This is a genomic window from Sodalis sp. RH16, from assembly GCF_047324245.1.
GTDB lineage: Bacteria > Pseudomonadota > Gammaproteobacteria > Enterobacterales > Enterobacteriaceae > Acerihabitans > Acerihabitans ligni.
Genome location: NZ_CP178737.1, coordinates 5,573,986 through 5,587,419, shown reverse-complemented (window position 1 = coordinate 5,587,419; position 13,434 = coordinate 5,573,986). Strand labels below are relative to the sequence as shown.

14 protein-coding genes are annotated in these 13,434 nt (G+C 58.4%); 13 read left to right on the top strand and 1 reads right to left on the bottom strand.

Annotated elements, in window-relative coordinates; translation table 11 throughout:
* The first annotated feature begins 461 nt into the window (after nt 1–461).
* The 11 genes from ACL2XJ_RS25640 (at nt 462) to ACL2XJ_RS25590 (ending at nt 10,668) form a co-directional block, all read left to right on the top strand.
* The gene (locus ACL2XJ_RS25640; protein WP_132927613.1) at nt 462–1,271 is read left to right on the top strand and encodes an N-acyl homoserine lactonase family protein; all 810 of its coding nucleotides are present in this window, start codon (nt 462–464) and stop codon (nt 1,269–1,271) included.
* Between the two features lie 152 nt (nt 1,272–1,423).
* The gene (locus ACL2XJ_RS25635; protein WP_132927614.1) at nt 1,424–1,750 is read left to right on the top strand and encodes an NIPSNAP family protein; all 327 of its coding nucleotides are present in this window, start codon (nt 1,424–1,426) and stop codon (nt 1,748–1,750) included.
* Nucleotides 1,751–1,797: 47 nt separating this feature from the next.
* Entirely contained in the window at nt 1,798–2,685 is an 888-nt protein-coding gene (locus ACL2XJ_RS25630) for an NAD(P)-dependent oxidoreductase (RefSeq protein WP_413724979.1), read from the top strand.
* Entirely contained in the window at nt 2,682–4,112 is a 1,431-nt protein-coding gene (locus tag ACL2XJ_RS25625; RefSeq protein WP_413724978.1) for an aldehyde dehydrogenase family protein, read from the top strand. The genes ACL2XJ_RS25630 and ACL2XJ_RS25625 overlap by 4 nt, the downstream gene beginning before the upstream one ends.
* A gap of 84 nt (nt 4,113–4,196) precedes the next feature.
* Nucleotides 4,197–4,592, top strand: a complete 396-nt coding sequence (locus ACL2XJ_RS25620) for a carboxymuconolactone decarboxylase family protein (RefSeq protein WP_132927617.1) — start codon at nt 4,197–4,199, stop codon at nt 4,590–4,592.
* Nucleotides 4,593–4,709: 117 nt separating this feature from the next.
* On the top strand, nt 4,710–6,056 hold the full coding sequence (locus ACL2XJ_RS25615; protein ID WP_203523335.1) for an MFS transporter: 1,347 nt from the start codon (nt 4,710–4,712) through the stop codon (nt 6,054–6,056).
* 80 nt (nt 6,057–6,136) lie between these two features.
* Nucleotides 6,137–7,060, top strand: a complete 924-nt coding sequence (locus ACL2XJ_RS25610) for an NAD(P)-dependent oxidoreductase (protein WP_413724977.1) — start codon at nt 6,137–6,139, stop codon at nt 7,058–7,060.
* Nucleotides 7,057–7,455 carry a cupin domain-containing protein gene (locus tag ACL2XJ_RS25605; RefSeq protein WP_203523333.1) on the top strand — a complete coding sequence of 133 codons (399 nt, stop codon included), beginning with the start codon at nt 7,057–7,059 and terminating at the stop codon, nt 7,453–7,455. Before ACL2XJ_RS25610 ends, ACL2XJ_RS25605 begins: the two co-directional genes overlap by 4 nt.
* On the top strand, nt 7,452–8,225 hold the full coding sequence (locus tag ACL2XJ_RS25600) for a carboxymuconolactone decarboxylase family protein (RefSeq protein ID WP_413724976.1): 774 nt from the start codon (nt 7,452–7,454) through the stop codon (nt 8,223–8,225). Before ACL2XJ_RS25605 ends, ACL2XJ_RS25600 begins: the two co-directional genes overlap by 4 nt.
* An 84-nt stretch (nt 8,226–8,309) precedes the next feature.
* Complete coding sequence (locus tag ACL2XJ_RS25595) at nt 8,310–8,981, top strand: GntR family transcriptional regulator (RefSeq protein WP_132927621.1); 672 nt, start codon at nt 8,310–8,312, stop codon at nt 8,979–8,981.
* An 88-nt stretch (nt 8,982–9,069) separates the two neighbouring features.
* Nucleotides 9,070–10,668, top strand: a complete 1,599-nt coding sequence (locus ACL2XJ_RS25590) for an ABC transporter substrate-binding protein (protein WP_413726973.1) — start codon at nt 9,070–9,072, stop codon at nt 10,666–10,668.
* 147 nt (nt 10,669–10,815) lie between these two features.
* Here the strand turns inward: ACL2XJ_RS25590 and ACL2XJ_RS25585 are convergent, their stop codons facing one another.
* On the bottom strand, nt 10,816–11,415 hold the full coding sequence (locus ACL2XJ_RS25585; RefSeq protein WP_413724975.1) for an ATP-dependent Clp protease proteolytic subunit: 600 nt from the start codon (nt 11,413–11,415) through the stop codon (nt 10,816–10,818).
* A 265-nt stretch (nt 11,416–11,680) separates the two neighbouring features.
* On the opposite strand from ACL2XJ_RS25585, the gene ACL2XJ_RS25580 reads away from it, so the two are divergent.
* Together ACL2XJ_RS25580 and ACL2XJ_RS25575 are read left to right on the top strand one after the other, a co-directional pair.
* Nucleotides 11,681–12,943, top strand: a complete 1,263-nt coding sequence (locus ACL2XJ_RS25580) for a PucR family transcriptional regulator (RefSeq protein ID WP_413724974.1) — start codon at nt 11,681–11,683, stop codon at nt 12,941–12,943.
* A gap of 255 nt (nt 12,944–13,198) precedes the next feature.
* Nucleotides 13,199–13,414, top strand: a complete 216-nt coding sequence (locus tag ACL2XJ_RS25575; RefSeq protein ID WP_132927624.1) for a DUF1656 domain-containing protein — start codon at nt 13,199–13,201, stop codon at nt 13,412–13,414.
* Nucleotides 13,415–13,434: the final 20 nt, after the last annotated feature.

The following is a 13,434-nucleotide window of genomic DNA, read 5'->3' as shown; positions in this document are numbered from 1 at the left end:
TAAAATAATTGCCCTGTTAAATTTTCTGGCAAATACGGCCTTGCGATTAACGGTGTTTTATTGCTATGGAAATAAAGTAGGTGTTTGAGTTAAATCGATTTTTTTATTTATTGCGCTGTTGAAAAATTGCGAAGCGGGTATTTCTTTTTACATCATGACTCTTGTTTCGTTTGTTTTTTTATGATAGCTGGACCGATTTTTTTAATAATGGTTTTGCCGCCTCGCCATTTTTTCCGATTGTATTATCTGTGAACTGCATCACTCATTGTCTTCTTGACTGATTGTATGACGATAATATAGTTTTATCTCATGTAAAACGTTTTGGTAACCCAGTTTTAACCTGACAATAACGTTTACCCATCGCCGGTTCGCAACCGCGTTGGCGAATGGATCCGGTACGCCGGCAACGGTGAATGAATGTATTTATCGCGAGAATTCAATAAGTAAAGTGGAGATGGCCCATGTCTTTGCCCCTTGAGAATTACCGTATTTTTGCTATTAAATATGCTCATCACCATCGTCTGGCCCGGGAAAATTTCATCGGCGGCGATCTGCACGACGGGCCGATGCCCATCGACTATTTTGTCTGGGCCATTATCGGCGGCGACCACACCTATATCGTTGATACCGGTTTTGACGGCGCCATGGCCGATCGGCGGGGGCGCACCATTACCCACCCGGTGGGGGAAGGGGTTCGCCGGGTAGGGATAGACACCGAAACGGTAACCGATGTCATCATTACCCATATGCATTATGACCACGCGGGCAATCATCTGCTGTTTCCCGGCGCCTTGTTCCATGTACAGGAGCGGGAAATGGCCTTTTGCACCGGCCGCTGCATGTGCCACGGCGAACTGCGCCATCCCTTCGCGGTGGAGGATGTGAAGGCCATGGTGGACAAGCTTTTCGCCGGACGGGTGCGGTTTCATCACGGCGACGCCGAATTGGCGCCGGGTCTGACCCTGCACCGGGTCGGCGGCCACTCGGACGGATTGCAAATCGTACGGGTGCATACGGAACGCGGCTGGGTGGTGCTGGCGTCGGACGCGGCGCATTTTTTCGCCAATATCGAACAGCAGCGTCCCTATCCGGTGGTGTATCACATTGGCGATATGCTGGAAGGGTATGCCACGGTAAACCGATTGGCGGCATCGGCGGAACATGTGATACCGGGTCACGATCCGCTGGTATTGGAACGCTACCCGGCGATGGACGGGGATACGGCGGGATGGATTGTCCGGGTGGATCTCTCTCCCCTGGAAGTTGAATAACGGCGGGCGAAAGCCTGATAAAGCTGCCGGACCGGGTCATGATTGCGCCATAATGGGGTCGAAAGTGCATCCGGGGTATGACCCCGGCTGAACCATCGTCGTCCCCGTGATGGCCTCGGGGACAAGGCAACACATTCTAGCGGAGAGAAATCATGATTGTTGAATTGCGGGTCTATCACTGTTTACCGGGACGTTTACCGGCCCTGCAGGACCGCTTCAGAGATACCACCCTGGCTTTTTTTGAAAAATACGGCATTGAGCCCGTCGGTTTTTGGACAACCCTGGTAGGCGAGAGCAACCAGTCGCTGACCTACATGCTGAAATGGGCAAGCCTGGCGGATCGGGAAACGCGCTGGGCCGCTTTCCAGGCGGATGCGGATTGGCAGGCCAAGCGGGCCGCCAGCGAAGCACAAACGCCGATTGTGGCCCGTATTGAAAACAGCTTTTTAACGCCGACGGATTTCTCCCCCCGCAGCTGAATGCGGGCGGGCGGTCGGCAACCCTGACTTCAAAAGGATAACTGCAGATGAGTGATTTGCATAACATCGGTTTTTGCGGGCTGGGTATGATGGGAACCCCCATGACGCAGTGTCTGGCCGACGCCGGCTTCTCACTCTGTCTTGGCGACGCCGACCGCCGGCGCCAGGAGACGTTAATGGACCGGCTGGGCGCCGGTCCGCTGGATGCCGCCCGCGCGGCGGGTCTGGATGCGCTGATTACCATGCTGCCCAATTCGGACATCGTGGAAAACGTTCTGCTGGGGGATAAGTCCCCCGGCTTGGCATCGATGCTGCCCAAAGGGGCGGTGGTCATCGATATGAGTTCTTCTGAACCGGCGCGATCGCGCCGGCTCGGCGCCCAACTAAAAGAAATGGGCCTGGATTATCTGGATGCGCCGGTTTCCGGCGGCGTGAAGAAAGCCGTGGCGGGTGAACTGGCGATTCTGGCGGGCGGCGAGGAGGCGGTGCTTAACCGCTGCCGGCCGCTGCTGGAGGCAATGGGTAAAAGCGTGCTGCATATCGGCGCGGCGGGCAGCGGCCATGCCGCCAAGGCGCTCAATAACTATGTGTCCGCCGCCGGGCTGCTGGCGACGGTAGAGGCCTTGCACATCGCCGAAGGTTTCGGCATCGATCCCGGCGTGATGACCGATGTGCTTAATGCGTCTACCGGCCGAAGCAACACCTCGGAAAACAAGGTTAAGCAGTATATGTTAAGCGGCGCCTTCAACTCCGGTTTCGCCTTGCAGCTGATGAACAAGGATTTGCGTATCGGCCGGGCGCTGGCGCGGGACCTGGGTTATCCCATGCGGTTCGGCGCCGTTTGCGCGCAGCTGTGGGACGAAGCGGCCCGGCGCGCCGCCCCCGGCGCCGATCACACCGAAATGTACCGGCTGATTAACAGGAGTATGCCATGACTCGTGCCGCTCAGTTTTATATCGGCGGACAGTGGGTAACGCCCCTGTCCGCCGCCGGACTCGATTTGATCGATCCGGCCACCGAACGGACGTTTGCCCGGCTGGCCATGGGCAACGGCGCCGATGTGGATCGCGCGGTGGCGGCGGCGCGAGAGGCGCTGCCCGCCTATGCCGACAGCCCGGTATCGGAGCGTGTCGCCCTGTTGCGGCGAATTTTGCAAATCTACCGCCGCCGTTACGACGAATTTGCCGAGACGATGCGCCGGGAAATGGGTTCCCCCATTACCTTTGCCCGCGACGGCCAGGCGGTGCGAGGGGTGGCGCATCTGGAGGCGATACTCAAGGTGCTGGACGGTTTCGCCTTTGAGGAGCAGCGGGGGACGACCCGGCTGCGGCTGGAACCGGTGGGGGTCTGCGCCCTTATCACCCCCTGGAACTGGCCTATCAATCAGATTGTGGTGAAAATCGCCCCGGCCCTGGCCGCCGGCTGCGCCATGGTCATCAAGCCCAGCGAATATTCCCCCCTCAGTGCGCTGCTGTTCGCCGAGGTGCTGGATGAAGCGGGGGTTCCGGCCGGGGTGTTTAATCTGGTCAACGGCGACGGCCCCACCGTCGGCGCGGCCCTGGCCCGCCATCCCGGCGTCGATATGGTGTCGTTCACCGGCTCCACCCGTGCGGGGATCGAGGTGGCGAAGATGGCCGCGGACACCGTTAAACGGGTCGCGCAGGAGTTGGGAGGCAAATCGGCCAATATCCTGCTGGACGACGTTAATCTGCCGGAAGCGGTCAGCCGCGGCGTGGCCGCCTGTTTTACCAATTCCGGTCAATCCTGCTCCATTCCCACCCGCATGCTGGTGCCGCATGCCATGATGGAGGAGGCAGCGGACATCGCCAAGGCCGCGGCGCAGGCTTTTCGCCTGGGACCGACGGATTCTCCCGCCACCCAGCTCGGACCGCTGGTGAACCGCAATCAGTTCGATCGGGTGCAGGCCTTGATTCAAGCCGGCATCGATGAGGGCGCCCGCCTGGTGACCGGCGGTACCGGACGGCCCGAGGGTTTCGAGCGGGGTTATTATGTCAAACCGACGGTGTTCAGCCATGTGACGCCGCAGATGACCATTGCCCGCGAAGAGATCTTCGGCCCGGTGCTGTCCATCATGGGATATGAATCGGAGGCGCAGGCCATCGACATCGCCAACGGCACCGATTACGGCCTGGCGGCCTATGTCCAGTCCGGCGACAGGCAGCGGGCGCGGCGGGTGGCCCGTAAGCTTAAGGCCGGCGGCGTCCATATCAATTATCCGCCGGCGGACTTCCTGGCGCCGTTCGGCGGCTATAAGCGCTCGGGCAACGGCCGTGAATGGGGCGAAGCCGGCCTGCGGGAGTATTTGGAGATAAAATCCCTCGTCGGTTACGGCGAGGATTAACGGGCAGGCATATTTTTTTTTGCCTGAAACTGCTGTCATACAATCATACGATTTCTGTTCGCTGCCATAGCCTGAGGAGTCACCATGGAATTCGAAGAGCGTTTTGAGCGTGGTTTCGCAAATCGTAAGGAAGTGCTGGGCGCCGCCCATGTGGAAAAATCCTGGGCCGCCGCCGATGATTTCAATCGCCCGATACAAAAGCTGGTGACGGAGTATTGCTGGGGCGAAGTCTGGGGCGATCCGACGCTGACCTTCAAAACCCGCAGCATGCTGAATATCGGCATCCTGACCGCCATGAGCCAGCATCACGAATTGTCGGTGCATATCAAAGGCGCCTTGAAAAACGGCGTGACCCGCGAGGAGATCCGCGCGGTGCTGATCCAGACCGCGGTCTACTGCGGCGCGCCGCTGGCGCTGGCCGCGTTCCGGGTGGCCAGCGCGGCCATCAAAGCCTACGAGGATGAAACCGGCGGCGCCTGACGGCGCGCCTGCTCCACGGTAGACCCTGTATTCCCTACCTGCCCGCCGCGGCTGATGTACGGCGGATCGCAACCCCACGCATCCGTAAGAGGTGCGCTTGAATAACGGGAGACGGATATGGAAACGTTAAGCGACTATAACATCGCCTCGGCGAAAGAAAGCGACCAATCCATAGAAGTAAAAAGGAAGAACGCCATCAAAGGCGCCTTCTTTTCCGAATACATCGATATGTTTGATATCTACCTGCCGGTGGTGGCGCTGTCGCCGGTGCTGTTCTACTTCCAGCCGCCGCAGCTTTCGCCCGGCCTGGAAACCATCCTGGCATCGCTGGTCTTTATTACCACACTGCTGGGCCGGCCCATCGGCGCGCTGCTGTTCGGCATCGTGGCCGATCGCATCGGCCGCCGCAAAGCCTCCATCTATTCGGTGTCGGGTTTCGGCGTGGTGACCTTGCTGATTGCGTTATTGCCCGGCTATGAAAGCCTGGGCGTGACCTCTTATGTGCTGCTGGTGATTTTGCGGTTTGTGGACGGAATATTCCTCGGCGGCGGCTATACCGGCGCCATGCCGCTGGCCATCGAGTATTCAAAGAAATCCCAGCGCGGATTTGTCGGCGGCCTGATTATCAGCGGCTTCCCCGCCGCCTATGTCAGCATCAATCTCATCACCTGGCTGGTGTTGATGTTCTCTCCCCTGCACGGTCTGCACTCGCCCTTCGCGCAGTGGGGCTGGCGCATACCGTTCGTGATAGGCGCGCTGCTGGCGGGGGTGCTGGTGCTTTATTACACCTATAAAGTGTCCGAATCGGAAATCTGGCAAAGCGAAAGCGGCGAGAAAAAAGAGAAACTGGCCCTGACCGATCTGCTGCACGGCAAAAGCGGGCGCAATCTGCTGCAGGTGTTGTTAATGATGACCGGCTTCTGGCTGACCCAGAATATCATCACGATTTTCCTGCCCACCGGCCTCTTGGTGAAAACACTGCATTTCAATGGCATAGAAATGACCGCTACCCTGATGCTGACCTATTTCGTGTTGTTCTTCACCTACATCGGTTCCGGCATGCTGGGGCAAAAAATCGGCCGCCGGCTGTTCTTTTTGATTGTCGGTCCGCTGATAGCGGTAGTGGGCTCGGCGCTGCTGTATATCCTGAGCACCCGGCAGGGCATGCCGGTGCCGGTCACCGTCGCCTTGGTATGCCTGCTGGCGGTATTGGTCACCTCTCCCTGGGGCGTGATCGTCACCTACATCAATGAACGCTTCGTCACCGATGTGCGCGCCACCGGCTTCGGCGTGGGCTTCAGCCTGTCGGTGATTATTCCCTCGTTCTACGCCTTCTATATGGACTGGCTCAGCGCGGTGATGCCGTTGGCCCTTACCGCGGTGGCTCTGCTGGCCCTGGGGGGAATTATCGGCACCGTCGGCGCCGCCATGGGTCCGGAAACCAAAGACGTGGACTTTTCCTGAGGGGGATCGGCCCGGCGCAAGGCGGAGACTTTCACCGCCGGCGGGGACCGGCACTATCGGATGCCTATAAAGAGGGTGACATGATGAATATCGATCGGGCGGGATTTATCGGTTTAGGCAATATGGGCGGACGCATGACCCGGCGTCTGGTGGAGGCCGGCATCGCGGTGCGGGGCTATGACACCGAACGGGAGCGGGCCGCCGCCGCGGGCGCCCAGGCCGCCGCATCGCTGCGCGAGGTGGCGGAGTATGGCGACGTGGTGCTGCTGTCATTGCCCGACAGCCGGGTGGTGGAGGCGGTGGCTGAAGGGCGGGATGGACTGCTGGACCACTGCCGCGCCGGGCAAACGGTGATTGATCTGAGCACCAGCGCCGTCACGTCCACCCGCCGGCTGCATGGCCTGTTCAAGGCCCGTGGCGTGGCCTATATCGACGCCGGTATTTCCGGCGGCGCGGCGGCGGCGGAAAAAGGCGCGCTGACGCTGATGGTGGGAGGCGACGCCGCCGCCATCGAGGCGGTGCAATGGGTGTTCCGTCCCTTCGCCGCCAAGGTGGTCAACATGGGGGACAGCGGCGCGGGGCATACCGCCAAGCTGCTGAATAATTTCCTCAACGCCGTCAGTCTCGCCGCCACCGCGGAGGTGATGGTGGCGGCGAAAAAGGCCGGTCTGGATTTGCATTCGCTGCTGGAGGTGCTTAACAGCAGCAGCGGCGTTAATTTCGCCACCCTGAACCGCTTTCCGAAAATTGTCGACGGCGATTATCTGGAAGGCGGCCTTACGTCCCGGCTGATGATCAAAGATGTGGTGCTTTACACCGACCTGACCCATGAACTGGGGGTGGCGTCGCTGAACGCGGCGGGTCCGCTGGCCAGCTTCGGATTGGCCGGCGCCCTGGGCTACGGCGATAAGATCAGCAATCGCGTGGTGGACGCCATCGGCGATATTTCCGGCGGCGTCAGGCTTTATGATGCCGGTTCAACACCTGAGGGAGGACAGAAATGAAGATTTTTTACGGCAGGGCGGCGGACGCGGCGTCGGAACAACGCACCGCCAGCTTCAGCGGCGTGGTGTGGGCGGATCCGGTGATGCCCGCCACGGACAATATCACCATCGCCAACGTGTTTTTCTCGCCGGGGGCGCGCACCTATTGGCATACCCATGAGCAGGGCCAGATATTGCAGGTCACGTCGGGCTGCGGCTGGATTTGCGTCGACGGCCGGGACGCGCAAAAAATCCGCCAGGGCGATGTGGTATGGATTCCCGCCGATGAACGCCACTGGCACGGCGCCGCCCGCGACAGCTACCTGGCGCATACCGCCATCTCCCTCGGCAAGACCCGGTGGCAAGAGGAAGTGGCGCAGCAAGACTATCTGGATCGCACGGAGCGTAAATCATGAGCTTAAATGAAACTTTTTTACCCATCGATGAAACCGGTGTTTCCTCGCAGGGGGAGTGGGGGGCGCAATGGGAAAGCATCCGCCGCCTGGATGCGGGTTTTTATGACGCCTGCCGGCAATTGGCCGCGGTGCCCTGGCAAAAAAATCATCTGGATAACAAGACCAAGGCATTTATCGCTCTTAGCGCCAGCGCGGCGGCCACCCATCTTTATCTGCCGGGGGTGGAGCGCTACCTGCGCCTGGCATTGAGCTATGGCGCCACCCGCGAGGAGCTGATGGAAGTGCTGGAGCTCACCGCCACCCTGGGTATCCACGCCGCCAATATTGGCGTCCCTCTGCTGATGGAAGTGCTGGAGGAGGAGGGGCTGCGCAGCGGTTCATCCCCCCTTGATGCCCGCCAGGAAACCCTGAAGCAGCGTTTTATTGAAAACCGCGGCTACTGGCACGCCTTTTGGGACGGCATGCTGGAGCTGGATCCGGAATTGTTTGACGCCTACGTGGAATTTTCCTCGGTCCCCTGGCGCAGCGGCGTGCTGAGTCCCAAGGTGAAAGAGCTGATTTACTGCGCCTTTAACGCTTCCGCCACCCACCTGTATGTCCAGGGATTAAAGCTGCACATGCGCAATGCCATCGGCTACGGCGCCGGCGCGCAGGAGATCCTCGAAGTGCTGGAGATTGTCAGCGCCATCGGCATGCATGGCGCCGCCGCCGCCGCGCCCTTGCTGGAGCAGGCGCTGGCGGAGCGGCCATCCCCTGGCCGGCGGGGGTAGGACGGGCGCGGCGCCCGCGCTCTTGTGACCGGCAGGGAGAATGTGGTACAAAGAAGCCATATTTTGTCGGACAGGAATACAATAATGTCAGCAGAACTGGAAATGATACGACCCGAATCATTGCGTCACCAGGTCGAAAATGTCCTGCGGCAGGCAATCATGACCGGGCGTTATGCCCCCGGTGAGCGGCTTATCGAGCGGGAGCTCTGTGAAACGCTGGGGGTCAGCCGTACCTCGGTGCGAGAGGCGTTGCGTAAGCTGGAAGCGGAAAAACTGGTGCATATCGTGCCTAATAAAGGACCGATTGTGGCCATTATCTCGCCGCAGGAAGCCGCGGAGCTGTACGCGCTGCGCGGGCTGCTGGAAGGCTTTGCCGCCCGTGAGTTCGCCGTACGGGCCAGTGAAGAGGACATCGCCCGCTTCGGCGCCGCGGTGCAGCAGCTGCACGCCGCCGGCGCGGCGCAGGATCAGGGACGGGTCTTGGACGCAAAAAACGCTTTGTATGATGTTTTGCTCAGCAACTGCGGCAATTCACTGGTGAAAGAGATCCTCGGCAGCCTGCATTCGCGGGTAAATCTGCTGCGCGCCACGTCGCTGATGCATCTGCAACGCCTGCCCGCCAGCCTGAACGAAATCGATAATCTGTATCGCGCGATACAGCAGCGGGATGCGGATGCCGCCCAGGCGGCGGCGCAGCTGCATGTGGCCAACGCCGAAAAAATGGCCCTGCGCCTGCTGGCCGGCTTGCAGCATTAATCCGCAATCGGAACGTGTCGTGATGGAGAGCATAGATGTCGGGAAAACCAGGAAAATGTTCCCTTTCGCCAGGGCGGCCAGGGCCGCAATGTTAATGTTAAGCTGCCTGAGCTTTTGGGCGGCGTTGCCCGCCGGCGCCGCCACCGTGCCGCCCGGCGTCGAACTGGCGGCCAAACAGGAAATCGTGCGCAATAACGGCAGCGAACCGGCTTCCCTCGATCCGCATAAAGTGGAGAGCGATGTGGAATTCAATATCATCAGCGACTTTTTTGAAGGACTGGTGAGCATTGACAATGACGGCCATGTCCGGCCCCGCCTGGCCGCCCGCTGGGAAAACAAAGACAACCGCGTGTGGACCTTCCATCTGCGTCCGGGACTGACATGGTCGAACGGCGATCCCCTCACCGCCGGTGATGTGGTCTATAGCTGGCGTCGCCTGGTGGATCCCAAGACCGCCTCGCCTTATGAAAGCTATCTTGCCAATATGCACCTGCTGAACGCGCGGCAGATTATCGAAGGTAAAAAAGGAACCGAGACGCTGGGTATCCAGGCGGTGGACGACGTGACGCTGACCATCACACTTGAGCAGCCGACGGCCTATTTTCTCGCGATGCTGGCCCATCCCTCCCTGGTGCCCGTTCCGCAAAAGGCGGTGGCGCGGTTTGCGGATAAATGGACCCAGCCGGGCCATTTCGTCAGCAACGGCCCCTTTACCCTGTCGGAATGGGTGGTGAACGAGCGCCTGACGGGCGTGCGTAATAAACGGTACTGGGATGACGGGCATACCCAAATCAACAAAGTGACCTATTTGCCCATCGGTTCGGAAACCGCCGACGTTAACCGCTATAAGGCCGGTGAAATCGACATTACCTATACCGTGCCGCAGACGTTATTCCCATCGCTGCAACAGGAATTGGGCAACCAGGTCCATATTTCGCCGAAACTGGCCACCTATTATTATGAGTTCAATACCCGCAAGGCGCCGTTTAATGACAGCCGCGTGCGCCAAGCGCTTAACCTGGGCCTGGATAAGGATATCATCGCCGGTAAGGTGCTGGGACAGGGGCAAATTCCCGCCTGGCTGATAAGCCAGGAAAAAATCGGCGGCGTGACGCTGCAAAAACCGGACTATGCCGGATGGCCGCGGGAAAAAAGGATTACCGAAGCGAAAAAATTATTGGCCCAGGCCGGATTTACCGCCGGGCATCCGCTGACGCTGGATCTGCTGTACAACACGTCCGAATCGCACCAGCGCATCGCCATTGCCGCCAGCTCGATGTGGCGAAAAAATCTCGGCGTCGAGGTGAAGCTGCATAACCAGGAATGGAAAACCATGCTCGACACCATGCACGGCGGTGGCTTTGATCTGGTGCGTTATGCCTGGGTGGCCGACTATGATGATGCTTCCACCTTTCTGAACAACTTTCGCACCGGCGACAGTGAAAACACCTCGTTATATGCCAATCCGGACTATGACCGGACCCTTGCCCTTGCCGCCCGGTCGGGCACGGCGGCGCAAAGAGGCCGGTACTACCAGCAGGCGGAAGATATCCTGGCCCGGGATGTGCCGGCGATTCCGGTCTACCATTATGTGTCGGTACAGCTGGTGAAACCCTATATCGGCGGCTTCAGCCCGAGCCCGCTGGGGGTGTATTACACCAAGGATCTTTACGTGGTCAAACATTGACCGGGAGGTGGTCCAGGCCGGCGGCCAGCAACGGGGTGTTAAAACCCACAGAACCTAAACGCTATTGGCAAAGCAGCTTTGGCCGGTGGATGTCCTGAGAACGCCGATACAAACGGCGTTCTCAGCGCTTTAGCGGCGGGGAGAATGTCAGGAAAGATCCTTCTGGGAGGAGATGATCTGTCCCACAATCCCGTAATCCAACGCTTCCGGCGCGGTGAGCCAGAAGTTGCGGTCGGTGTCTTTCTGCACTTTTTCCAGCGACTGGCCGGTGGCGTCGCTTATCATCTTGTTGACCCGGTCCAGCATGCGTAGGATCTCTTTGGCTTCGATTTCGATATCCGTCGCCTGTCCCTGTACGCCGCCGAGGGGTTGATGGATCATAAAGCGGGTATTGGGCAGGGCAAAGCGGTTCTTTTTCTCCGCCGCCAGGAAAATGGTAATGCCGGCGCTGGCCACCCAGCCGGTGCCGATTATCTGCACTTCCGGCTTGATGAATTTGATGATGTCATGGATGGTATCGGCCGCTTCCACATGCCCGCCCTGGCTGTTGAGAAAGATTTTTATCGGCTTATCATTCACTTCCTGTAAAATCAACAGCTGGGACACCACCTTTTCGGTCAACGCCTGATTGATCTCGCCGGAAATGATCAGGGAACGGGCATCCAGTAATTTGTTCAGGGCAAAGGAAGAAATCGCCGGTTGATCTTTCTCTTTGTCTTCATCGTTCTCTTTTGCTTGAGACCACATAGCATTCCTCTCTTGTGAATAAGGTGAGTTTTCTGGCGCTACCTAAGCTTACCCCAATGACGGGACGGAGCATACCTTTGCGGCGGGTCTATCCACCACGGCCGCGAAAAATTTATACTTATCGCCGGCCGGCACGTTTTGCCGGCACGCTGCGTTTTGTTCCCCGACGGTCGCCGGACGGCTGTGCCGGGTTATCGGGCCCGATTTTCGGGACGGGGGCCGTTATGATCATTTCCCTGCCGCCGGCAGGGCCGGAGACAATGCTATGCTGAACGTGCCGACGCTTTCCCCCTCCCTGCGGGAAAACACCTTATCCCTGGCGGACAATCTGACGGTTATGACGGACGGGGTGTTCTCATCGTTGCTCAAAATGAAAGAATATGCCGATTTGACGCCGGTGGTGAGGCTGGATGTCAATGAATCCATCACCTTTTCCGCCCGTCTCTGGTTCCGGTCCATTTTGAACGGAACGCCGCCCTCGCAGGAGGATTTGCTGGTATTCCAGGAGTTCGGCAAACGGCGGGTGCATCAGGGCATGCCGCTGCCGGCGCTGCTGCGGGCGTTCAGACTGGGGTCCTTGGAATTATGGCGCGGGTATATCCTTATCGCGGAACGAAACGAAAGCCTGCGCGGGGAGCTGCTGTTTAACATCTCGCCTTATTTGCTGGAGTATTTTGATGAAATGGCGCAGCTGATTTCCCAGGCATACCTCAAGGAACAGTTCCGTCAGGCACGCTGGCGGGAATCTTTACAACACCAATTGTACGGTATTATTTTCACTTTTCCCGAAGAAACCGGGGAATTCCACAAAACCGCGGCGGCGCTGGGGCTGGATCCGTCTGCCCCCCGCATTGCTTTCGCCGTGGAGCTCCCGGAGGCGGATAGCAATTCCCCGCAGTTTGCCCAGGAACTCGATAGCGTGGTGTCAGGAATTGCGCGCCGGCTTACCGTAGCTGAGGATTTTCTGTTGCGTGTCTGGCACCACGGGCGGCTGGTTATCTGGGTGCCGGCTGTGCCGGGCAATGCCATGAATGCCAACGATCGCATGATGGCGGGTCGCGTGGCCGAGCTGAGAGAAGCCTTGCCCGCATCGGCCATGATGGGAGTGGGGCTGATGGGCCAGGGCGCAAGAGGATGGGCTTCCACGGCGGATGAGGCTATCAGGGCCCTCGATTTCGGCATGCGCTGCGACGATGGCCGCCGGGTGTATTTTTATTCCGATATCGTTATGGAAGAGAGCGTGCGCGGCACCGATACGACGTTACGTTATCTGGTCTCGCTGATTGAACAATTATCCGGCGATCCGGATCTGCTGTTGACCCTGGAAACCTACTTTGAGCAATGCCAGCGCCGGAAGGCGGCGGCAAGCGTACTGGGTATTCATCCCAATACGCTGAACTATCGGCTCGAGCGTATTGAAAAACTGCTGGGGGCGCGGCTGGATGACGTAGGCTGGACGACAAAACTCTATGTGGCGCTCAAGCTCCGTCGCGCCGGTCCCCGAATTGCCCTAAACCCGGACGCATAGCGCCGGTGAAATAAACCCTGCCGCCGTCTTTTAAAATCTTTTGCGGAGGCAAATCAATGCGTCTTATTTGGAAAAAAATCGCTATTCATTGTGACTCTATACAATTTATCCGGGGATTATTATTTTCGCGAAAACATCCATTGACAGGAATGTGGTTCATATATACTTTAACATTATTCCACCCACGATTAACCGGTATATGGCCTTCGCAGATTACCGCCGGTATGCCGGGATTTTGATAATGGTTGAGACCTTATGAAAGATCTCACGCTGGGAGCGATTATATTTTTCCCGGCACTGATATGGGTTATTTTACTCGGTTTTTTTATCTGGCTGCTGGTGCGTGTAGCCTATCGGGATATCATTTTTAACGGTTATTTCTGGCATCCAAATCTTATTGATCTTGGTGTCTTGTTTTTGTGTATTTATTTAAGCCATAAAGTGATTATCTCGCTGGAAATCTTATTATGAAAGCGATTGGGAAATATATT